Below are 21,055 nucleotides of genomic sequence, written 5' to 3'. Positions count from 1 at the left end.
GAGGGAGAAGAGATGGATGCAGCAAGAAGGCAGCGATTGAGCTTGATCGGCTTCGGCACGCTGGGTCTCGCCCTCTACACCTACGGCGTCATCTCTGCTCCATACATACCAAGTCACATCGAAGGCGTCGCTTTGCCGCTCGACTTCATGGTCGGGATCCCTGTCGGCTTCTACCTTCTCGTCGTAAGGCCGCGAAGGCTCACGCTTCTTTCGGTCATCCCCGTCATTTGGATCGGCTATGGACTGAGCGTCTTCGCGCTCGGGTCTGCCGAGGCTGGTGTGCTGCCGTATCTGCTCGCTGCGTTGGTGCCTGTCGAGATCGCCATCGCTGTCAAGGAGTGCCTGAAGGTGGCCAGGGTCTACAAGTCCGCGAGGAAAGCCAGCGCAGATCCCATGGTCTGGTTCAAGGAGACGATGCTATACCTCGTGAGGAAAGATACGCCTGCGGGCATGGCGGCAGCCGAGCTCAGCGTCTGGTACTACGCATTGCTCTCGTGGCGAAAGAAGCCCTACGTGCTTCCGGGAGAGAGAGCTTTCAGCTATCACAATGCCGGAGGCTACATGAGCATGATGCTCGGTCTCGCGCTCGCGTTCCCGGTTGAGATAGTTGGTGTCCACCTCCTCATATCGCAGTGGAGCGTAGCCGCCGCATGCGTCGTGACGGCACTTTCGGTCTATGCGGTCATCTGGCTCGTAGGTGACGCGCGAGCTCGCGTGATGCGTCCTGTCGCGATAGGCGAGGATTGCGTTCGCCTGGAATGCGGCATCCAGATGGAGGCGGTGATTCCGCTTTCCGAAATCGAGAAGGTCTGCGTTACTGAAAGAGATGCCTGCGACCTTCCAAAAGAGGATGCGCTCAACTTTGGGACCTTCTACAAAGCAAATCTTTGGATCATCACGAAGTGCCCAGTGTTAGCGCGAACAATAACCGGCACGAAGCAAGTGCGGGCTATCGGAATAAGCATAGACGACCCCAAAGCAATGATTCGGGAGATCCAGAAATGAAAGACAACAACAGTGATAACGAAGAGCTGAATCTTGAAGCCGCACTCGTTCCTCCAGGTGAGGACGATGACATGATCTTGATTGGGTGCGAAGAGCTTGATGCGGTCCCGCTAGAAAGCGAAGACCATTCACTCGCAATCCCTTCTGGTTTCAGCGGGTTCAAAGCGAGACTCGATGCCCTCATTCCGCTTCTTGGCAACGTTGCTGCAGCCGTGCCAGGCAAAGATGCGGCCATAGTCCGGTTTCCAGTGGTCGATGGCAAGCAGCTTGGTTGGAGCGATCTGCTCAACCGCAAAACGCCCGGCTGGGAAGAATGGAAGCAACTGGGCGGATTCAACAAGGACGGAAATTTTAATCCCCAAGCCGCCATCAAAAAGGCGGGGCTGAAGTCCAACCCTGCCGCAGTTGCGAACTTGGCTCTTCAAGGCGCGGCAATCGTAGTAGGTCAAGCGTATATGACCGAAATCAATTCGAAGCTCGAAAGCATCGAGAGTGGGATTGCCACCATCGAGCGGATGCTTGGGCGCGACAAAGAAGCTGAGATCGATGGAATCTTCAGAAAGCTCAAGCAATACGCGACGGATCTTGAGGACAACAGCGCCGACCCGGTAAAGCTTCAGGCAGTAATCAATAACCTTGAAAGCATGAGTACCGCTGCACTACAGCTCTGGTCCTATCAGATCTCTTCGCTGAACGACTTTAAGCAAGAGCTGTCAAAGAGTGGCCGATTGAATGAAAAGGAAACAAGAGAGGCTATCGATAAGCTGCGAACCTTGGAAGAGGCGTCTGCGTCAACATTCCAGCTTGCAATGCTCGTTGAACAGACCAGCATGCAATACGATAACGACTTCTCCTCAAAACGCGTCGGCAAGCTGAAGGCATCTGCTTCGGACATGCTTGAGGAATATCAATCGGCTCACGACGATGTTTGCATGAAACTGAGCGTCAAGGTTGATAAAGTCAAAGGTCTTTCTCCCATCGCCGTAGCCAAGAAGCGCGAATTGAAAGAGCCGCCAAAGAACCCCGTGGATGGAGCGGTCAAGCACGTTGGCGAGTTCGTTGATAGGCACACACCTCTCGCTGTGCTCAAAGAGGGCAAGAAAAAGAACGAGGATAAAAAGCGCGGTCTCTACCGCGAAATCTCGAAGGACGGGTCCATGCCGTCAACAGTTGACGCGCAGATAAGCCAGCTTGATAATCTCGACTTCATGTTCAACGGTGCCAATGCGTTGTTAATAACTGAGGGCGAGATTCGTTTCATAGCAGATGCCGATACCGATACGTCGGGGCGCGAATGAGGCCTGCTCAGCAGATATGCCCTTCTGCGACCTTCTCCTCAACGAACCAGCGCGGGTCCTCGTGGTAGAGGAAGGTCTCCTTGCCGTTAATGATAACGGTGTAGCAGATACCATCGCCCCCTACGCGCTTAGATGAGCGGCGACAAACCGAGATGACCTTCTCTATGGGATAGGTCTCGCCGTTCCACCATTGCACGGACATGGGGCGCGTCCTGCCGTCCTCGTCTATGCGAGCGGTCACGCAGACGTACCGCTTCACCCTTCCATCTATTCCCTGAACCACGCTCATCGCCTACCTCAGAAATCCTACTGGGTGAACGGTGTTGTCGCGCTTGATGTCCAAACTGGACATCACCTCGTCAGTAAGCTCGACGGCACGATGGACGCACTTGTTGCCGAAGCGACGCCTGAGCTAGTCGATCACGAGGTCGAGCTTCTCCAATTTGCTGACCTTCTCGACATCCCCGAAGAGGTCGTGCTGCGTTGGCTCCAGCATCGAGGACAGGTTCGTGGTGCGCACATGGATGGTCCGTATCGCGTGCTCCTCATCGAGCGGCTGGCTTGCCCGTATGAGCTCCATGGCGATGTTGGCCACATCGGTCGTCAGGCAGGTCGGCACGCGCAAGGTCGTCTGCCTTGAGTATCCCGTGAGGTCCACTGCTCGCCTGATCCCGACCGATATTGTCCTGCAGCGAAGATGCGACTCACGAAGCCTCTGCGACACCGACTCCGACAGCAGCCACACGAGCGCTTTCACGTCCGCCTCGCAAACGAGGTCACGCGGGGCTGTGAGACCGTTCCCGATGCCCTTGACGACGTAGTCAGCATCAGCCTTCGCGGGATCCATCACGCGCACGGGGCTCTGGTCCTCGCCGCGAGCGAATGCGCGCAGCATCCTTCCGATCTTGCCGAACCTCTTGTCGAGGAAGCAGTCCCCGGCATGCGCGAGGTCGCCTATGGCCATGTAGCCCGCCGATTGGAGCTTGCGGGTGGTGGCCGGTCCCACGTAGATCATCTCCGAGGCTGGCATCGGCCATGCGACGTCCTTGAAGTTGCTCTTGGTGATGGCGATGATGCCGTCTCCCGGGTCCGTGTCGCTTCCGAGCTTCGCGGACACCTTGTTCCACGAGACCCCGACCGACACCGTAAGGCCTAGCTCCTTCTTGACGCGCTCCGAGATCTCTTGGGCTATGAGCATGGGGCTTTCGCCGAACAGGTGCATCGAACCCGTCACGTCTATCCAGGATTCATCCAGCCCGAAAGGCTCCACCTGGTTGGTGTACTCGTAGTAGATCATGCGCGCAAGCGTCGAGTACCTCTTGTAGGCAGCATAGTCCGGTGGCACGACGATGAGGTCTCGGCACTTCTGCTTGGCCTGCCATATCGCCTCCGCCGTCTTAACGCCGCACGCCTTGGCCTCTCGCGATTTGGCGAGGATGATCCCGCTTCTGCGCTCAGGGTCTCCGGCGACGGCTACCGGCCTGTTCCTGAGCGATGGGTCGAGGTGCTGGGCCACGGACGCGTAGAAGGCGTTCATGTCGATATGCATTATGACGCGCTCGCTCAAGAGGCACCTCCTCGGAATGGGAACATTTGTACGATTGTAAGGTTTCTAATGATGCACCCATTGGGTGAATCCGTCAATCGAACAGACTGTGGATTTTCCGAATTGGATGGGATTTGCCGGGTTCCGGGAAGTCGCAACGCCTTTGCTTCAGCATCATATGAGCCTGCTGAGCAGCGCAGTCCCGCTCTTGCTCTCAGGCGGTGGCTTGGCTAATCGCCCTTTCAGCGCACCTAGCAATCCGCATGTTCGCAGGCATCCGCTCATACGCGCAAGGGCCGCGAAAACTTTTTCTCGCCGCGTGACTATATCCGAAAGCGATAAAAACTCCAGCCCTCCGGGTTTCGCTTCCTCCCTTGCCGCGAATGCACGTCACCTGCGCCCCCGGGCGTGCAAGGCACGCAAAAGAAAGGGGCGATCCACATGCCAAGAACTGCCACACGAACCAGAGCGAGGCGAGCAAACCTTCCTCAGAGCGAGGCTCTGCTGAACTTCTGTCGGCATTGCGAGACGATCTACGAACCCGCAAGCTCACCGATTCAGGACGTCTGCCCGAACTGCGCTGAGACGCGATACACCCGATGCGACCATTGCGGCACCTTCCGTCTCACCGAGGAGACGCTCACCACCTCCGAGTCATGCGTCCTTTGCCGCAGCTGCGCCGATGCCCGCACATACACATGCGGCCACTGCGGGCAGCTCCACGAGACGGAACTGCACCCGCCAGCCATCGCCCACAACGGGCGCGAAATCTGCGAAGAGTGCCTCCCGAACTACTCCCGCTGCGAATGCTGCGGGCGGCTCTTCCGCACAAGCGACACGCGAGAGACCGAGAGTGGGCGCTACTGCTGGTCCTGCTCCTCATACGACAACGGGCAGTCCATACAGTCCTACTACTTCAAGCCCGCCCCGATCTTCCGCGATGATCCTGAGTCGGAGCCTACGGGCCTCTACCTCGGCGTTGAGCTTGAGATGGACGACGGCGACGCCGATGCCGCAGCGACCCGCATCAGCTCCATGTACGGAAACGACTTCCTCTACTTCAAGCACGACGGGAGCCTCGCCGACGGTTGCGAGCTCGTCACCCACCCTATGAGCCCCGAGTACATGTACGTGCCCAAACGTATAAAAAAGATGCTTGTGACCAGCCCTTGGCAACCACCAAGTTCCAGAAAAAAACGTATTTTGCACCGGCTGGTTGATGGCAGGAACCTGAAGAATGCTTTAATTTGGATCATCTCGACACAGTACAATTGCAACCGATGAAAAAAGGAATCACACCAATGGCATTCAGAGAGAACCTGCTGCATCTTCGATCAGCAAACAACATGACGCAAGAGGCCATCGCGGCACGTATAGGCGTGAGCCGACAAGCCGTCACAAAATGGGAAGCGGGGACAACGAGCCCCGAGATGGACAAGCTGCTTGCTTTGTGCGACCTGTTCGGCTGCACCCTCGATGATCTTGTGACGGGTGACCTTACCGGAGAGGGGCCAACGCCCGCCCTCGTGCAGCATCGAGCGCCATCCGACCTTTTCGGATACGACAAGATCATGCGAACCTTTGGCTGGAAGATCCCGACGGGCATATCGCTCATTATCTTAGGAGTGGCCTTCTGTGTCATTTTCGGAGGATTGTCCGATGTCGGTATTCTGCCGGAGAAGATCTCGGCGGGTTTCGGCATGCTCCTCCTCTTCGCAGGCATAGGCTCGGGGCTGGCATTCATCATCAGGGCAGCGCTTGAACATTCTGCATTCGTCAAACTCCATCCCTATCTGGAGGATTTCTACACAGAAGCCGACAAGGTGAAGGCGCGTGAACAATTCACCCGGGAGCTCATTATTAGCATCTGCCTCATCTTCTTGTGGATAGTCCTTGTCATCTTTTTCGGCTCCGAGACAGACGAAACGTCAATGAACGATATATTCGCCGCTTTCTCCATGCTCGTATGCATAGCGATAGACGTTTGGCTCATCGTTCACGGCGCGCTCGCCTTGGGGCGCGTGAACATCGACGAGTACAACAAGGAATCCGTAAAGGAGCTGAGCGCATCTGACATAGATCGAGCGAACCTGACGGAAGAACAACGTGAGCGCGCGCTTGCGCTCAAACAGGAGAGCAGGCTCGTGGGGCCGATATGCGGTTGCATCATGATAGTGGCGACCATCATCGCGCTTAGCTTGTTATTCATCCCCTTGGGCAACGGCAGCGAAGTTGACGAATTCTTCTGGCTTCCTTGGCCCATAGGAGGACTCCTCTGCGGTGCCGCGACACTGATCTTGAAAGCCTGTGGAAAGGCAGAATAAAAAACTGCCCAGCCCAAAGCTTACGTGGGAGAGCATGTCAGAAGGACAGATTGGGGTAGTGTTTCTTCGAAGCATTGCCCCGTCCCATCGTTTCCTTTCCGTATGCTTCAAGGACTAAAGCTGAATGGGAGCAATCTTTGAAGCATCTCTAAAAGCATTTTGTGCAGGCGCGTGAAGTCGCTTCACCACACGAAGATGGCGTTGATGACGAAATGCAGGACGAGCAGAAGCACGATTCCCACAGCAATGCCTGCGATGATGATCCACCATTTGATGCATTTCTTCGCAAACCCGACGTCGTTGTAGATGGAGTTCAGTTGCTCGGCACTCATGTTCTTATCGCGCACATCCTGCACGTCGAGATTGCGTACGAGCTCGTCTAAGGACAGCCCGTAATAGTCGCTCAAAAGAACCAGCCGCTGAAAGTCGGGGTAGGACTGGCCGGACTCCCATTTGGATATGGTCTGCCTCGACACGCCTATCTCGTGCCCCAACTCTTCTTGGGACAGGTGCTTGGAGTTGCGCAGCTCTATCAGCTTCTCGTTGAAATTCATGCTTCATCACTCCTCTGGATATTCTACGTGTTCAACGATGGGCTGAATGTACCGACTGCTGTGGTTGGCACTCAACCAACAAAGGTTGGAAATGCGTCAACCGAACTTGCCATATGCAGCTCAAAAGGCAAGACTTCCTCATTGGCAAGGACGATACCTTTAACTCTCCACACAGATTGACGCAACCTCCTTTGATCTCTATACTAACTAACAAATGTTAGTTAGTACAAGGGAGCCTTATGCCGAAAATCGAGGGAAACCCACGGGATCGAATTCTTGATGATTCGCTCGTCCTCTTCAGCGAGAAGGGCTACGCAGCGACCACCATGCGCGATATCGCAGAAGCTGCCGGGATGAAGGCTGCTTCGCTCTATAACCATTTCAAGGGAAAGCAAGAGCTCTTCGACGCACTGACCGAGCGGGAGAGCTCATATGTTGAGAGCACGGTGAGGGATGCGGGCGCGATGGCCTCTCCCGAAGACGACCCGCACGCTTACTCATGTGCGAAGAGCCAAGAGCTCTCCTCTCTCGTATGGGATAGCTACGCGCCCTTTTTCGATAATGCAAGGATCAAGCTCTTCATGCGGATGCTCGCCTCCAACCGCTATGGAGAAGACCGCTTCCGCGCGCTCTACGCAGCCATGTTCATCGAGCGCCCCATCGAGCTGCAGAAGACCATCTTCTCCCATTTGGTCGATGCCGGGGTGTTTGCTCCATGCGATATCGAGCTCGCAGCCATGGAGTTCCACGGGCCCATGCTCATGCTGATGGAGCAAGAGGCGTCAGCTGATCATGCCCGTGCTTTCTGTCTGCGCCATGTCGAGCAGTTCAACGATGCCCACAGAAAGGACGCCTAGGATGAGAGCCGCTGTTATCTACTGTTCACAGACGGGATTCACGAAGAAGTACGCCGAATGGCTCGCAGAAGACCTCGGGTGCGAGGCTGTTCCTTATTCCGAGAAGAATAGTGTTGCGTTGGACGATGTGGATGCTCTCGTCTTCTGCAGCTGGTTCCATGCGGCATCCGTCAAGGACGCCAAATGGCTGAAGAAGGTGATGCGAGATCATCCAAACCTTCGCGTTGTAGTGCTTGCCACGGGAGCTACGCCCATGCCGTGCGATATGTGGCCGGCATCAGAGACGGAGGAAGCGTTTCGCCGCACGTTCCCCGAGAACGAGTATCCCGCCCTCCCGCACTTCTACTGCCAAGGCGGGTTCGACTTTGAGCGCCTCGGGACGTCAGACAAGATTGCGATGAAGATGTTCTTCAAGGCGAACGCCAAGGCAGCAGAGAGCGACCCGAAGGCAGCCGAGATGCTGCGCGTCATGGGCGAGGGCTTCGACGGCACAAGGCGCGAGTACTTAGAACCGGTGCTCGCCTGCCTGAGCGCAATGGAGAAAGGGGAGCAATGCTAGGCAGGCTGTCCCGCGCTTTCGCGCTGTTCATGAACTGGTTCGACGGGATCTGTGCCTCGGTCTGCGGAGTCTGGATGATGGCGAGCGCGTTCTTTACGCTTCCGCTTTCATGGAATGATTGGATGCCCGCATCGATCCTCGATCCGCTTCCTATACCGGACCTCATGAAGCAGGACCTGTTCTGGGCGGGGTTTGCGCTTCTCCTCGTAAACGGGGTTCCAAACGCGATCGCTCTGGTCTTCCGCTTTCGCGGGAAACTTGCAGTCTCTTACCGCTGGGGCATCACTGCGGGAATCCTGCTCATTTTCTGGACCATGTTTGAACTGGTCTTCATTCCGAATGGGCTGTCTGCATTCTATCTGCTGCTCGGTGTCCTTCAGCTCGTTTCAAGTTCGCATGCTGCGGGCAATCTCAATAGAAGGAAGGATTATTGTGATAAATGAAGAAAGCGTCGAGATGCTGGTGCGCCAACTCCGCTCACCTAACAACAAAGTTGCTTACTGCGCGCTGAAATCGCTCGTCGAGGCCAGCGGTCAGAGCGATGAGGTATATCACTATATGGATACCTTCATCGAGATGATGAGCGATCAAAATTCCTACGTCCGAACGCGCGGACTGACTCTAATTGCCTGCAATGCGAGATGGGACGAAGCAGGCAAGATCGAAAAGATCATCGACGAGTACCTTGAGCATGTGACTGACGAGAAGCCTATCACGGCTCGTCAATGCGTAAAAGCATTAGCGCAAGTCGCTGAAGAGAAGCCGCAACTTACTGCCCGTATCTCCGATGCGCTAAGGCACGCGGATCTTTCTAAATACACCGATAGCATGCGACCTCTTGTTCAAGGTGATATCTGCGACGTTCTGCTGACATTGAATTCGTTAAAATAGACTTCGAATCGAAATCACCAGTTCAGAGGCTTATGTAAAGACCTTTTGACGCTTCGAATTGCTCTCAATACATCAATGTAAAGCCATCTTGGTGGTATCTTCGAATGCCGAATGCAAACCTCGTCTTCGGAAAGGAGGTGCCGATGGAGCTGCCAAGACAACTGAAGGCCAACCGCGAACGCCTGGGCCTGTCCCAGGAAGACGTTGCTCACGCGATATACGTGTCGCGGCAGACTATGTCCAGCTGGGAGAACGGGAAGACCTATCCCGATGTTCAAAGCCTTCTTTTGCTCAGCGACCTATTCGGCGTCTCCATAGATGATCTTGTGAAAGGAGACGTGGTTTCGATGAAAGAGATGGTCAGCAAGGATGCGATGGTGATGGAGCGGATGGCGGTCGGGTCTGTTGCGCTCATACTCATGGGCATTGCCTGCATGGTCGGGCTTAACGCTGTCTGGAAGAATCCCTCGCCTATACCGTTTTTGTCGACGGGCGCTCTTGCGGGAATAGCCGCCATGGTTGCCTTCTGGATTCCCTCGCTTGTGCTATCGGTGAGGATCGAACGGATAAAGAAGAGCCATAATCTCGTGACATACCGCGAAATCAGCGCGTTCATGGATGGGGAAGAGGTGCCCGAGGACGGAGAAGCCCTTTCGCGACGCAGTCCGTGGCTGTCCAACCTTACGAAGCTCATTTGCGGCGCGGGAATCGGATTGATCGTCGCATTCGTTCTCACGCTTATCGTTAACGCGCTGCATTAGCCGACGAGGTGAAGACGGTCGTCCTGCTGCTTTTTCGCCCAACCGCGCCGGTGGGGAAGCCCTATACTGGGCCCATGAGTATGTTCGAACATTACATGTACGTGCTGGAGTGCGGGGACGGCAGCCTTTACACCGGCTACAGCCCCGATGTGGCGGCGCGCGTGGCGGCCCACCAGGCGGGCACGGGGGCGAAGTACACGAAGTCCCACGGGCCGGTTAAGCTGGTTGCCTGCGCCCGCTTCTACACCAAGGAGCGGGCCATGAGCGCCGAGGCCCGCTTCAAGAAGTTGGACCGCCGCCAGAAAGACCGGCTTTTGGTGCTGGCGGCCCAGCGCCCCTTCGAGGAGGTGCTGGGCGCCGAGCTGGAGGGTTTCGGCGAGGACAGCGCTTTGGAGTTCGTCAACCGAAGCATCGCCCAGAACGTGGACGCGTCTTACCGGCAATTCCATTCCAAGCTGGTGCCCAATTTGGACTCGCGAACCATTGCCGGCGTGCGCACCCCGGCGCTGCGGCGCATTGCCAAGCAGCTGGCGAAGCTCCCCGACAAGCAGACCTTCCTCAAGGCGCTGCCGCATCGGCTGTACGACGAAAACCAAGTGCACGCCTTCGCCATCGGGCTGGAAAAAGACTACCGCACCGCGCTTGAGCTCTACGATGCCTTTCTTCCCCACGTGGACAACTGGGCCACCTGCGACCAGCTGCCGGTGCAGGTGCTGGCGCAGCAGCCCGGCCTGACGCTTGCGAAGGTGCAGGAGTGGCTGGCGTCGGGGAAGTGCTACACCATCCGTTTCGGCATCGGGGTGCTGATGCGCCTGTTCTTGGACGAGCTGTTCGAGGAGCGCTTTCTTCAGGCGGTGGCCGCGGCCTGCATGCCCAGCACGCGCCAGCAGCCGGCCAGCAAAGACGACGTCTACTATGCGAACATGATGCGGGCCTGGTATTTCGCTGAGGCGCTGGCGAAGCAGCAGGCGGCCACGATGCCCTATTTCGAGGCGAAGGGGGCGGGCGCCCTGCTGGACGAGTGGACCCGCCGCAAGGCCATCCAGAAGGCCATCGAGAGCCGCCGTATCTCTCCGGAGATGAAGGACCGTCTGCGCCAGTGCAGATAAGGGCCGTCCATTTGCCTTGAGCGAGTATAATAGCGAGACTGCCCGTTACGGAAAGGTTGCCCCATGACCCAAACCCCCGCCCTTGCCCCCATCGATTGGAGCGGCCGCTGGAAGGCGTTCCAGGCGGCCCGCCGCCGCAGCGACGACGCCGCCTACTGGGATGAGCGTTCCAAAACCTTCACGGTGGCCGATGCCCCCAGCACCTACGTGGAGGACTTCCTGCGCCTGGCGGCCATCCGCCCCGGCGAGACGGTGCTGGACATGGGCTGCGGCACTGGGGCGCTGTCCATCCCGCTGGGGGCCGTCGGCCATAAAGTGGTGGCGGCCGATTTTTCCGCCGGCATGTTGGGGGTGATGGAGCGCACTTTGGCCGAGAAGGCCATCGCCTCCGTACGCCCGGTGCAGATGAGCTGGGAGGATGATTGGGAGGCCCGTGGCGTGGGGGAGAAGTCGGTGGACGTGTGCGTGGCCTCGCGCTCGATGGCGGTGGCCGATCTGCAGGCCGCCCTGGACAAGCTGTGCCGCACTGCCCGGCGCCGGGTGTGCGTGACGCTGGCCACCGGTTCGTCCCCGCGGATGGACAACCGGGTGTTTCGGGTGATGGGGCTGCCGGAAGATGTGGCGCGGGACTACCTGTTCGCCTTCAACATGCTGGCGGACGGGGGGTTCTGCCCCGAGGTGAGCTACATCCGCAGCGTGCGCCGCGACCGCTTTTCCTCGCGGGAGGACGCGCGGGAGCGCTATCGGAAGATGGCGGAGCAGGCGCTGGACCAGCTGAGGGCATCGGCTCGGGCGGCGGCCCTTGCTCGCTTGGAGCGCTGGTTGGACGAGCAGCTGGTGCCCGCCGGCGACGAGGCCGGCGCCCCGGCCAAGCTGCACGGCGCCCGAGAGGACGGCGGGGCAGGCGAATGGCTGCGGCTGAAGGACCCGCAAATTACCACCTGGGCCTTCGTGGCCTGGGACGTGGGGCGGTAGCGCCCGCCGCCGTTTCCCCTGTGGAATCTTTATAGGGCAGCGCGCCGCGCGCCCGCGGTTGTGCTATCTTTTCCCGCTAGTTGACTTAAGGGCAGTGGTGCCCGAACCAAACCAACGCGAGGAGAAGAACATGAAGTTTCTGGGAATGGGCGTGCCCGAGCTGCTCATCATTCTGGCCGTTATCCTGCTGATCTTCGGCCCGAAGAACCTGCCCAAACTGGGCAACGCCATCGGCAAGACGGTGAAGAACCTGCGCGACGGCATGGGCGAGGGCCAGAAGGACGCCGAAGAGGCCACCGATGAGGAAGAGGTGGTGGAGGAAGTGGTGGAAGAGCCTGCTCCCAAGAAGACCGTTAAGAAGAAGGTAGTGAAGAAGGCCGAATAGCCCTTTGTAAAACACAATTACCTGGTTATAATTCCTCTGCTCAACGCAGAAACCCTGAAGACGCACTGCTTATCAGTTTGGCGGTGCGTCTTTGTTGCAGTCCGGGGGCAATTACCGTGCCCTCCGTTACCGAAGGAGGTCGGCTCATGGCTGACGGCAATTACATCCTCACCCAAGAGGGTAAGGAGAAGCTGGAAGAAGAGCTCCATTACCTGGAGAACGAGAAGCGTGCCGAAGTGGGCGAGCGCATCCGCGTGGCCCGCGAATTCGGCGATATTTCCGAGAACTCCGAGTACGACGACGCCAAGAATGAGCAGGGCATGATGGAGGCGCGCATCTCCGAGATCAACCGCATCCTGTCGGAGGCCACCGTGGTGAATGCCCCTAAGCGTTCCAGCAAGGTGAACATCGGCTCGTCGGTGACAGTGGAGATGAACGGCAAAGAGCGCGTGTTCTCCATCGTGGGCGCCGCCGAGAGCGACGTGGCCACCGGCCGCATTTCCAACGAGTCGCCCGTGGGCGCTGCGCTTTTGGGCCACAAGAAGGGGGACGTGGTGTCCACCACCGGCCCCACCGGTCGCACCATCGAGATGACGATTACCAAGATCGAGCATTAAGTTGGTTCCGTCGGCCTTCCGGCCGACGGAACCGCTCGGGCGCTGCGAAGGAGCCGGGCACCCCATCTTGCCCCTTCCAGAAGGCGCGGCGCGTACCGAAGTACGCTTGGCCTTCTGCGCGGGGCAATCTGGGGCACCGGGCTCCTTCTCGCTTACTTTTATCGGACCTGCATCTCTGAAAGAATTTGAGGAAAATAGGTTCTTACGTTTCTCCATGGACACGTTAGGAGGGCCCATGAGCGAAGAGATTGAAGCCGTTGTTGAAGACGACCCGATTGAGGTGCGCAAGGCCAAGCGCGCGGCGATGATCGCCGCCGGCCGCGACCCTTACGGCCACTCGTTCAAGCGCAGCCACACGGTGGAACAGCTGAACCAGCAGTTCGCCGGGCTGGAAGAGGGCGAGTCCACCGACAAGGCGGTGGCCATCGCCGGCCGCATCATGGCCAAGCGGGTGCAGGGCAAGATAGCCTTCCTGGAGCTGCGGGAGTCGGGCCACGACATCCAGCTGTTCTGCCGCATCAACGCTCTGGGCGAGGAAGCCTTCGAAGAGCTGAAGGACCTCGACGTGGGCGACTGGATTGCCGTGACCGGCACCATGATGCGCACCAAGCGCGGCCAGCTTTCGGTGGCGGTGGATTCCTTCGAGCTGATGAGCAAGAGCCTGCGCCCGCTGCCGGAGAAGTTCCACGGCCTGCAGGACAAGGAAACCCGCTACCGCCAGCGCTATGTGGACCTGGTGATGAACCCGGAGGTGCGCACCACCTTCGAGCGCCGCTTCAAGATTGTGTCCGCCATCCGTCGCTACATGGAGGAGCAGGGCTACTACGAGGTGGAAACGCCGTTTCTGCACGCCATCATCGGCGGCGCGAACGCCAAGCCCTTCATCACCCACTTCAACGCGCTCGACCGCGATTACTACCTGCGCATTGCCACCGAGCTGCCCCTGAAGCGGCTGTTGGTGGGCGGTTTCGAGAAGGTGTTCGAGATTGGTCGCCAGTTCCGCAACGAGGGCATGGACCCCTACCACAACCCCGAGTTCACTACCATGGAGGCCTACGAGGCCTTCGGCGACCTGGACTCGATGATGGACCTCACCGAAGGCTGTATCAAGGCGGCGGCCCAGCACGCCTGTGGCGGCCTGCAGGTGAGCTATCAAGGCGTCGACGTGGACCTTTCCGGCAATTGGCGCCGCGCTTCCATGATGGAGCTGGCTTCCGAGCACGCCGGCGAAGAGGTGTCTTTCGCCCGCAGCCGCGAAGAGCTGGTGGCCATTCTGGAGAAGAACGGCGGCCATGCCGAGGCGGCTTGGGGCAAGGGCAAGCTGATTTCCGAGATTTTCGAAGCGGTGGCGGAGGAAAAGCTGGTGCAGCCCACCTTCGTGATTGACCATCCGCTGGAGATTTCGCCCCTGGCCAAGAAGCACCCCGACAACCCCGAGCTCACCCAGCGCTTCGAGCTGTTCATCCTGGGCCACGAGTATGCCAACGCCTTCACTGAGCTGAACGACCCGATCGACCAGGCGGAGCGCTTCCGTGCCCAGGTGGAGGCCAAGGACATGGGCGATGACGAGGCCATGGGCTACGACGCCGACTACATCCGCGCGCTGGAGTACGGCATGCCCCCGGCCGGCGGCGTGGGCATCGGCATCGACCGTTTGGTGATGCTGCTCACCGACGCCCCCTCCATCCGCGACGTGCTGCTGTTCCCCCACATGAAGGATGAGGCGCCCGCTGGCGGTAAGGCGGCTGCGCCCGCTGGCGGTAAGGCGGCTGCGCCCGCCGCGGCGGCAACCCCCGCGGCTTCTGCGGCCCCGTCCGCCATCCCGGCCCCCAAGGCGCCGGCGGTGGACCTGTCGAAGGTGGTCATCGAGCCCCTGTTCGCCGACGAGGTGGACTTCGACACCTTCAGCAAATCCGACTTCCGCGCCGTGAAGGTGAAGGAGTGCGCGGCGGTGCCCAAGAGCAAGAAGCTGCTGCAGTTCACCCTCGACGACGGCACCGGGCAAGACCGCACCATCCTCTCCGGCATCCACGCCTACTACGAGCCGGAAGACCTGGTGGGCCGCACCCTCATCGCCATCACCAACTTGCCTCCGCGCAAGATGATGGGCATCGATTCCTGCGGCATGATCATCAGCGCCGTGAACGAAGTGGAAGGGGAGGACGGCCAGAAGCAGGAGCAGCTGAACCTGCTGATGGTGGACGACCGCATCCCCGCCGGCGCCAAGCTGTACTAATCGGCTGTTTGCCGGCTTTCCGACAATTGGCCCGTACCTTCCGGTGCGGGCCTTTTCGTTTGGGGTTCGTGGAACGGGGCGCTCCTTCGCCGCCGCCTGCTCCCATCCACAACCTGCCCACAACTACGGGGCGCTGCGGGCGGATTTTAGCAATTGCTTGACGCGAGTGCTAAACTGACTTCGATTATATTTCTGTGCCCGGCATGTCTGTTTTTGAGAGAGAAAAGTGTTCATTCGCGGGCACCCAATTTGGGAAATGAGGCAACCATGTCATTCGAGAAATTCACGGACAAGGCCCGTAAGGTGCTTGTCCTGGCTCAGGATGAAGCGCGCGGGCTGCATCAGCCCTACGTGGGCACCGAGCACATCCTGCTCGGCCTTATCCAGGAGAAGGACGGCCTGGCGGCCCAGGCGCTGGATCGTTTGAGCGTCACCTACGACGGCGTGGTGCAAACCATCCGCCAGGTGGTCACCATCGACCAAGATACCGACGTGTCCGGCCACCTTTCCTTCACCCCGCGGGTGAAGCGGGTGCTGGAGAACTCGCTGCGCGAGGCCATGCAGATGGGGCAGTCCTACATCTCCACCGAGCACCTGCTGCTGGGCATCGTGCGGGAAGGGGAGGGCACCGCCCTTGAGGTGCTGCAGCGGCTGGGGGCCAGCGGCGACGACGTGCGCTCTGCCCTGAACGATTTGGTGGGCCAAAGCCCCGTGTACGCCGGCCGCTCCGGTTTCGACCCCGCATCCGGCCCCGATTCCAGCATGCTCAAAGAGTTCGGCACCGACCTCACCCAGAAGGCCCGCGACGGCCAGCTTGACCCGGTGATCGGCCGCGCCGCCGAAATTGAGCGGGTGATGCAGATCCTCTCCCGCCGTCAGAAGAACAATCCCCTCATCCTGGGCGAGCCGGGCGTGGGCAAAACCGCCATCGCCGAGGGGCTGGCTCAGCTGATCGTGGCCAACCAAGTGCCGGATTTGCTGCGCAACAAGCGCCTGATCACGCTGGACGTTTCCGCCCTGGTGGCCGGCTCGAAGTACCGCGGCGAGTTCGAGGAGCGCCTGAAGAAGGTGATCAACGAGGTGATGGAGAAGGGCGATGTGCTGCTGTTCATCGACGAGATCCACACCATCATCGGCGCCGGTTCCGCCGAGGGCTCTATCGACGCCGCCGCCATCCTGAAGCCGCCGCTGTCCCGCGGCGAGATTCAGATCATCGGCGCCACCACCTCTGAAGAGTACCGCAAGCACTTGGAGAAGGACTCCGCTCTGGAGCGCCGCTTCCAGCCGCTCACGGTGAGCGAGCCCAACGAGGAGCAGGCGGTGCGCATCATGGAAGGGCTGCGGGACAAGTACGAGGCGCACCACCAGGTGCACTTCACCGACGACGCCCTGCGGGCCGCTGTCACGCTGTCCGACCGCTACATCCAAGATCGCTTCCTGCCCGACAAGGCCATCGACGTGCTGGACGAGGCGGGCGCCCGCATGCGCATCCGCAACATGACCCTGCCAAAAGAGCTGCGGGATTTGGACGAGCAGCTGCGCCATCTGCGCCAGGAGAAGGACGCCGCCATCGCCGACCAGGACTTCGAGAAGGCGGCTGAGCTGCGCGACAAGGAAACTGACCTGCGCAACAAGCGGGAAGATGCCGAGAAGCAATGGGAGGCCGACACCTCTAAAGCGGTGCAAGCGGTGACGATGGAGGACATCGCTGACATCGTGTCCATGACCACCGGCGTGCCGGTTTCCAACCTCACCGAGGCCGAAACCGAGAAGCTGCTGCGCATGGAAGGGGTGCTGCACGAGCGCATCGTGGGGCAGGAAGAAGCGGTCACCGCCCTTTCCAAGGCCATCCGCCGCTCCCGTTCCGGTTTGAAAGACCCGAAGCGCCCTGCCGGTTCGTTCATCTTCCTGGGCCCCTCCGGCGTGGGCAAAACCGAGCTGTCCAAGGCGCTGGCGGAGTTCCTGTTCAATTCCGAAGACGCACTGATCTCCTTCGACATGTCCGAGTACATGGAAAAGCATACGGTGAGCCGCCTGGTGGGCTCGCCTCCCGGCTACGTGGGCTACGACGAGGGCGGCCAGCTGACCAAGGCGGTGCGCCAGCGCCCCTACTCGGTGGTGCTGTTCGACGAGATCGAAAAAGCGCACCCGGACGTGTTCAACATCCTGCTGCAGATTTTGGAAGAAGGCCGCCTCACCGACGCCCAAGGGCGCACGGTGGACTTCCGCAACACCGTGATCATCATGACCTCCAACGTGGGCGCCCGCGACATCGCTCAGAGCACCCCGCTGGGTTTCTCGGCCGATTCGCAGGGGGGCCTGTCAGACAAAGAGATCAAGTCCCGCGTGATGGCGGAGATGAAGAAGCTGTTCCGGCCGGAGTTTTTGAACCGCATCGACGAGATCATCGTGTTCAAGAGCCTTACCGAGGAAGAGATCGGCCAGATTGTGGAGCTGATGGTGGCGGAGCTGCGCGACCGCATGATCGAGCTGAACATGACCATCAACCTCTCCGACGAGGCGCGCCGCTTCATCGCGAAGGAGGGCACCGACACCACCTTCGGCGCCCGTCCGCTGCGCCGCGCCATCCAGCGGCTGCTGGAAGACCCGCTCTCCGAGCAGATTCTGGAGGGCCGCTGGACCAGCGGCAGCGTGGTGGACGTGCAGCTTAACGAAGCCGGCGACGAGTTGGTGTTCACGGCGGGTACCGGTTCCATTCCGGCGCCCCGCAAGCGCGACTCCATCGCCCGCGACGCCGAGCTGCTGCTCACCAATTTCGACTTGGGCCACGCCGGCGCCCCCGGCCGCGCTCCGGCCGGCGTCCTTTCCGGCGGCGGTGCGGCGGAGTAGCCGTTACGTTTGCGTTCGTTCTGCCAGGGGAGGCCTTCGGGCCTCCCTTCCTCGTTTATACTGTTCACAAAAACGAAGCCTGAGAAAGGGGCCCATTCATGGCGCGCACCATCGATCCCATCTACGAACCTTCCGTGCTGCAGGCCCCCGATTTGCTGCTGAGCGATTTCGATTTCGACATGCTGCAGCACCCGCTGCTGGAGCTGCAGGGCAAAGTGGACAAGAACCCCAAAACCGCCGCCATCATCCTGGCCGGCGGCACCGGTGAGCGCTTCGGGAAAGAAGGGGGCAAGCAGCTGGTGGAAATTGCCGGCAAGCCCATTCTCACCTGGTCGGCCGAGGCGTTCGATGCGGTGGGGGACATCGGGCTCATCGTCATCGTGTGCCCGGAAGAGCGCCAGAGCGAGTACCTGCACAAGGCCATCGACCCGTTCCCCTTCGTCACGCCGGTGGTACTGGCGCCGGCCGGTTCCATTCGCCAGGAGTCCGCTTTCTCGGGGCTGGAGTACGTGGACGATAGCTTCGAGTTCGTGGTGCTGCACGACGGCGCCCGGCCCCTGATCAGCCCCGAGCTCATCGAGCACACCATCAATACCGTGCGGGGCAACCTGGATGCCGACGGTGCCGTGGTGGCCCATCCGGCCGTTGACACCCTGAAGGTGGTGGAAGACGGCATGATTATGGGCACTCCCGACCGCTCGGTGTTCTGGAACGCCCAGACGCCGCAGGTGTTCCGCAGCGGCATTTACCGCCGCGCCCATGCCGCTGCCTTGGCAGACGGATTTGTAGGCACCGACGACTCTTCCCTCATTGAGCGCCTGGGGGGCAAGGTGCTGGTGGTGGAAGGCAAGCGGGACAACATCAAGCTGACGGTTCCCGAGGACTACATTCTGCTGGCGGCGGCGGTGCGCATGATGTATCTGAAGAGTGCCGGCAGCGATGATATGGGCTTTTAAGGAGCGGCTGCGATGGAAGACTTCTCCCGTTTGCGCATCGGGCAGGGCATGGACGTGCACGCCTTCGCCGAGGGGCGCCGCCTCATTTTGGGGGGCGTGGACATTCCCCACACCAAGGGGCTGTTGGGGCACTCCGATGCCGACGTTTTGGCCCACGCCATTTCCGATGCCCTTTTGGGGGCGGTGCGCGGCGGCGACATCGGCAAGCTGTTCCCCGATACCGACCCCGCCTACAAAGACGCCGACTCGCTGAAGCTGTTGGCCCGCGTGGCCCAGTTCGTGCGCGATGCCGGCTACGAGATTTTGGATGTGGACAGCGTGATTGCCGCCCAGGCGCCCAAGCTTTCGCCTTACCGCGATGCCATGCGGGAGAACCTGGCCCGCGCCATGGGGCTGCCAGTGGAGAGCGTGGGGGTGAAGGCCACCACCACCGAACACCTGGGCTTCGAAGGCCGCGAAGAAGGCATCAGCGCCACCGCCGTGTGCCTGTGCGCCCGATGTTGCTAGGCGCCCTGTTCTCGCTTCGTTTTCGTTTCCGCAAATAGAAAGGCTCTCGCCATGACCGTTAAACTCTACGATACCAAGCTGCGCAAGAAGGTGGACCTGGTGCCACTGCACGAGGGGAAGATCGGCATGTACGTGTGCGGCCCCACCGTGTACAACCGCATCCACATCGGCAACGCCCGCACCTTTATCTCTTTCGACACCATTCGCCGCTACCTCACCTGGCGTGGTTTCGAGGTTACTTTCGTGCAGAACGTCACCGATGTGGACGACAAGATCATCAACCGCGCGAAGGAAGAGGGGCGCAGCGCCGCTGAGGTGGCGGCCGAGTACACCGAGACTTTCATCGCCGACATGCACGCCGCCGGCGTGGCCGACCCGGACATTCGCCCCAAGGCCACCGAGGAAATAGGCGCCATGCAAGAGCTCATCGCCAGCCTCATCGAAGGGGGCCATGCCTACGCTACCGACGAGGGGGACGTGTACTTCGCCGTGCGCTCCTACGATGGCTACGGCCAGCTTTCCGGCCGCAATGTGGACGAGATGGAAGGCGGCCATCGGGAGCTGCGGGCCGACGGCCAGGGGTTGGAAGATCGCAAGCGCGACCCGCTCGATTTCGCTTTGTGGAAGGCGGCCAAGCCCGGCGAGCCGGCCTGGGATTCGCCGTGGGGGCAGGGGCGCCCCGGCTGGCACATCGAGTGCTCCGCCATGTCTCGCAAGTACCTGGGGCTGCCCTTCGACATCCACGGCGGCGGGTCGGATTTGGTGTTTCCCCACCACGAGAACGAACGGGCCCAGTCGGAAGCGGCGTGCGGCTGCACCTTCGCCAATCACTGGATGCACTCCGGCATGCTGCAAATCAACGCCGAGAAGATGTCGAAATCGCTGGGGAACTTCATGCTGCTGCACGACGTGCTGGACGAAACCCGTCCGGCGGCGCTGCGCATGCTGATGACCCAGACCCACTACCGTTCGCCGCTGGATTTCTCGGTGGATCGCCTGAACGAAGCCGATGCTGCCCTCACGCGCATCGAGAACGCGGTGAAGAACATGGACTGGCTGGCGGGCAACGCCCAAGATGGCGCGCCAGATGCGGTGGATGCCCAGGCGCTCGCGGAGGCGGTGGCCCAGGCCAACGGTGCCTTCACCGAGGCCATGGACGACGACTTCAATGCCCCGCAGGCGTTGGGGGCGGTGTTCACCTTGGTGGGCATCGTGAACGCGGCGGTGGCCGACAAGTCGCTTTCCGTGAACGACGCCCAGGCGGTGGTGGCCGCCCGCGACGTGATCATCGAGCTTTTGGCGGTGCTGGGCATCGACGTGGAAACCGACATGGCCGAGGAAACCAACTACCCGGTGGAAGTGGTGGCCCTGGCGGCCGATTTGGCCGGTTACGGCGGCGCCAGCCCGGAAGAGGCGGTGGAGGCGCTGCTGGAAGCCCGCGCCCTGGCCCGCAAGGAAAAGAACTGGGGCCTGGCCGACGGCGTGCGCGACGGGCTTGCGGGCCTGGGCTTCGTCATCGAAGACACCCCCCAGGGCGCCCGCGTCACCTACGAGGGCTAACCCCTTCCCAAAACAAGTCAACGGAGTAGGCTAAACCCTATCAACCATCTGGCGCCTGCGGGCGC

General features: G+C 60.2%; 21 protein-coding genes. 18 read left to right on the top strand and 3 right to left on the bottom strand.

Annotated features, from left to right (window positions below; genetic code table 11):
- Window positions 1-12: 12 nt before the first annotated feature.
- Both DMP11_RS04010 and DMP11_RS04005 read left to right on the top strand, forming a co-directional pair.
- Entirely contained in the window at window positions 13-1,005 is a 993-nt protein-coding gene (locus DMP11_RS04010) for a hypothetical protein (RefSeq protein WP_123185221.1), read from the top strand.
- Complete coding sequence (locus tag DMP11_RS04005) at window positions 1,002-2,303, top strand: hypothetical protein (RefSeq protein ID WP_123185220.1); 1,302 nt, start codon at window positions 1,002-1,004, stop codon at window positions 2,301-2,303. Before DMP11_RS04010 ends, DMP11_RS04005 begins: the two co-directional genes overlap by 4 nt.
- A 7-nt stretch (window positions 2,304-2,310) precedes the next feature.
- On the opposite strand, the gene DMP11_RS04000 is transcribed toward DMP11_RS04005, so the two are convergent.
- Together DMP11_RS04000 and DMP11_RS03995 are read right to left on the bottom strand one after the other, a co-directional pair.
- Entirely contained in the window at window positions 2,311-2,562 is a 252-nt protein-coding gene (locus DMP11_RS04000; RefSeq protein WP_214647095.1) for a hypothetical protein, read from the bottom strand.
- Between the two features lie 153 nt (window positions 2,563-2,715).
- Entirely contained in the window at window positions 2,716-3,870 is a 1,155-nt protein-coding gene (locus DMP11_RS03995; protein ID WP_214647094.1) for a DNA polymerase Y family protein, read from the bottom strand.
- A gap of 420 nt (window positions 3,871-4,290) precedes the next feature.
- Between DMP11_RS03995 and DMP11_RS03990 the strand changes: the two genes are divergently transcribed.
- Window positions 4,291-5,133 (top strand): hypothetical protein, encoded by an 843-nt coding sequence (locus tag DMP11_RS03990; RefSeq protein WP_123185218.1) that lies wholly within the window; start codon window positions 4,291-4,293, stop codon window positions 5,131-5,133.
- Window positions 5,134-5,150: 17 nt separating this feature from the next.
- Window positions 5,151-6,173, top strand: coding sequence for a helix-turn-helix transcriptional regulator (locus DMP11_RS03985; RefSeq protein ID WP_161555294.1), 1,023 nt, complete (start codon window positions 5,151-5,153; stop codon window positions 6,171-6,173).
- 182 nt (window positions 6,174-6,355) lie between these two features.
- Here the strand turns inward: DMP11_RS03985 and DMP11_RS03980 are convergent, their stop codons facing one another.
- Complete coding sequence (locus DMP11_RS03980) at window positions 6,356-6,727, bottom strand: helix-turn-helix domain-containing protein (protein ID WP_123185216.1); 372 nt, start codon at window positions 6,725-6,727, stop codon at window positions 6,356-6,358.
- Window positions 6,728-6,966: 239 nt separating this feature from the next.
- Between DMP11_RS03980 and DMP11_RS03975 the strand changes: the two genes are divergently transcribed.
- From DMP11_RS03975 to cysS, 14 genes are all read left to right on the top strand, one after another.
- Window positions 6,967-7,584, top strand: a complete 618-nt coding sequence (locus DMP11_RS03975; RefSeq protein ID WP_123185215.1) for a TetR/AcrR family transcriptional regulator — start codon at window positions 6,967-6,969, stop codon at window positions 7,582-7,584.
- Window position 7,585: 1 nt separating this feature from the next.
- Window positions 7,586-8,143 (top strand): flavodoxin family protein, encoded by a 558-nt coding sequence (locus DMP11_RS03970; RefSeq protein ID WP_161555293.1) that lies wholly within the window; start codon window positions 7,586-7,588, stop codon window positions 8,141-8,143.
- Complete coding sequence (locus DMP11_RS03965) at window positions 8,137-8,586, top strand: hypothetical protein (RefSeq protein ID WP_123185213.1); 450 nt, start codon at window positions 8,137-8,139, stop codon at window positions 8,584-8,586. The genes DMP11_RS03970 and DMP11_RS03965 overlap by 7 nt, the downstream gene beginning before the upstream one ends.
- Window positions 8,576-9,034, top strand: coding sequence for a hypothetical protein (locus DMP11_RS03960; protein WP_211329067.1), 459 nt, complete (start codon window positions 8,576-8,578; stop codon window positions 9,032-9,034). The genes DMP11_RS03965 and DMP11_RS03960 overlap by 11 nt, the downstream gene beginning before the upstream one ends.
- A 143-nt stretch (window positions 9,035-9,177) precedes the next feature.
- Window positions 9,178-9,795 carry a helix-turn-helix transcriptional regulator gene (locus DMP11_RS03955; RefSeq protein ID WP_161555292.1) on the top strand — a complete coding sequence of 206 codons (618 nt, stop codon included), beginning with the start codon at window positions 9,178-9,180 and terminating at the stop codon, window positions 9,793-9,795.
- Window positions 9,796-9,875: 80 nt separating this feature from the next.
- Window positions 9,876-10,904: a DNA alkylation repair protein gene (locus DMP11_RS03950; protein ID WP_170155475.1), complete on the top strand. Its 1,029-nt coding sequence runs from the start codon at window positions 9,876-9,878 to the stop codon at window positions 10,902-10,904.
- A 63-nt stretch (window positions 10,905-10,967) separates the two neighbouring features.
- Window positions 10,968-11,879, top strand: coding sequence for a class I SAM-dependent methyltransferase (locus DMP11_RS03945; protein WP_123185210.1), 912 nt, complete (start codon window positions 10,968-10,970; stop codon window positions 11,877-11,879).
- A 130-nt stretch (window positions 11,880-12,009) separates the two neighbouring features.
- Window positions 12,010-12,264, top strand: coding sequence for a Sec-independent protein translocase subunit TatA/TatB (locus DMP11_RS03940; protein ID WP_123185209.1), 255 nt, complete (start codon window positions 12,010-12,012; stop codon window positions 12,262-12,264).
- A gap of 146 nt (window positions 12,265-12,410) precedes the next feature.
- Window positions 12,411-12,881: a transcription elongation factor GreA gene (gene greA, locus DMP11_RS03935; protein ID WP_123185208.1), complete on the top strand. Its 471-nt coding sequence runs from the start codon at window positions 12,411-12,413 to the stop codon at window positions 12,879-12,881.
- A 235-nt stretch (window positions 12,882-13,116) separates the two neighbouring features.
- The gene (lysS, locus tag DMP11_RS03930; protein ID WP_123185207.1) at window positions 13,117-15,117 is read left to right on the top strand and encodes a lysine--tRNA ligase; all 2,001 of its coding nucleotides are present in this window, start codon (window positions 13,117-13,119) and stop codon (window positions 15,115-15,117) included.
- 267 nt (window positions 15,118-15,384) lie between these two features.
- Window positions 15,385-17,967 carry an ATP-dependent Clp protease ATP-binding subunit gene (locus tag DMP11_RS03925; RefSeq protein WP_123185206.1) on the top strand — a complete coding sequence of 861 codons (2,583 nt, stop codon included), beginning with the start codon at window positions 15,385-15,387 and terminating at the stop codon, window positions 17,965-17,967.
- 98 nt (window positions 17,968-18,065) lie between these two features.
- A complete protein-coding gene (gene ispD / locus DMP11_RS03920) occupies window positions 18,066-18,923 on the top strand; it encodes a 2-C-methyl-D-erythritol 4-phosphate cytidylyltransferase (protein WP_123185205.1) in 858 nt (285 codons plus the stop codon).
- 12 nt (window positions 18,924-18,935) lie between these two features.
- Entirely contained in the window at window positions 18,936-19,430 is a 495-nt protein-coding gene (ispF, locus tag DMP11_RS03915; RefSeq protein ID WP_123185204.1) for a 2-C-methyl-D-erythritol 2,4-cyclodiphosphate synthase, read from the top strand.
- 51 nt (window positions 19,431-19,481) lie between these two features.
- Window positions 19,482-20,990 (top strand): cysteine--tRNA ligase, encoded by a 1,509-nt coding sequence (gene cysS, locus DMP11_RS03910; protein WP_123185203.1) that lies wholly within the window; start codon window positions 19,482-19,484, stop codon window positions 20,988-20,990.
- Window positions 20,991-21,055: the final 65 nt, after the last annotated feature.

The sequence above is a fragment of the Parvibacter caecicola genome, assembly GCF_003725335.1.
Lineage (GTDB): Bacteria > Actinomycetota > Coriobacteriia > Coriobacteriales > Eggerthellaceae > Parvibacter > Parvibacter caecicola.
The sequence above is the reverse complement of the archived record's forward strand: the minus strand, read 5'-3'. Positions and strand labels throughout refer to the sequence as shown.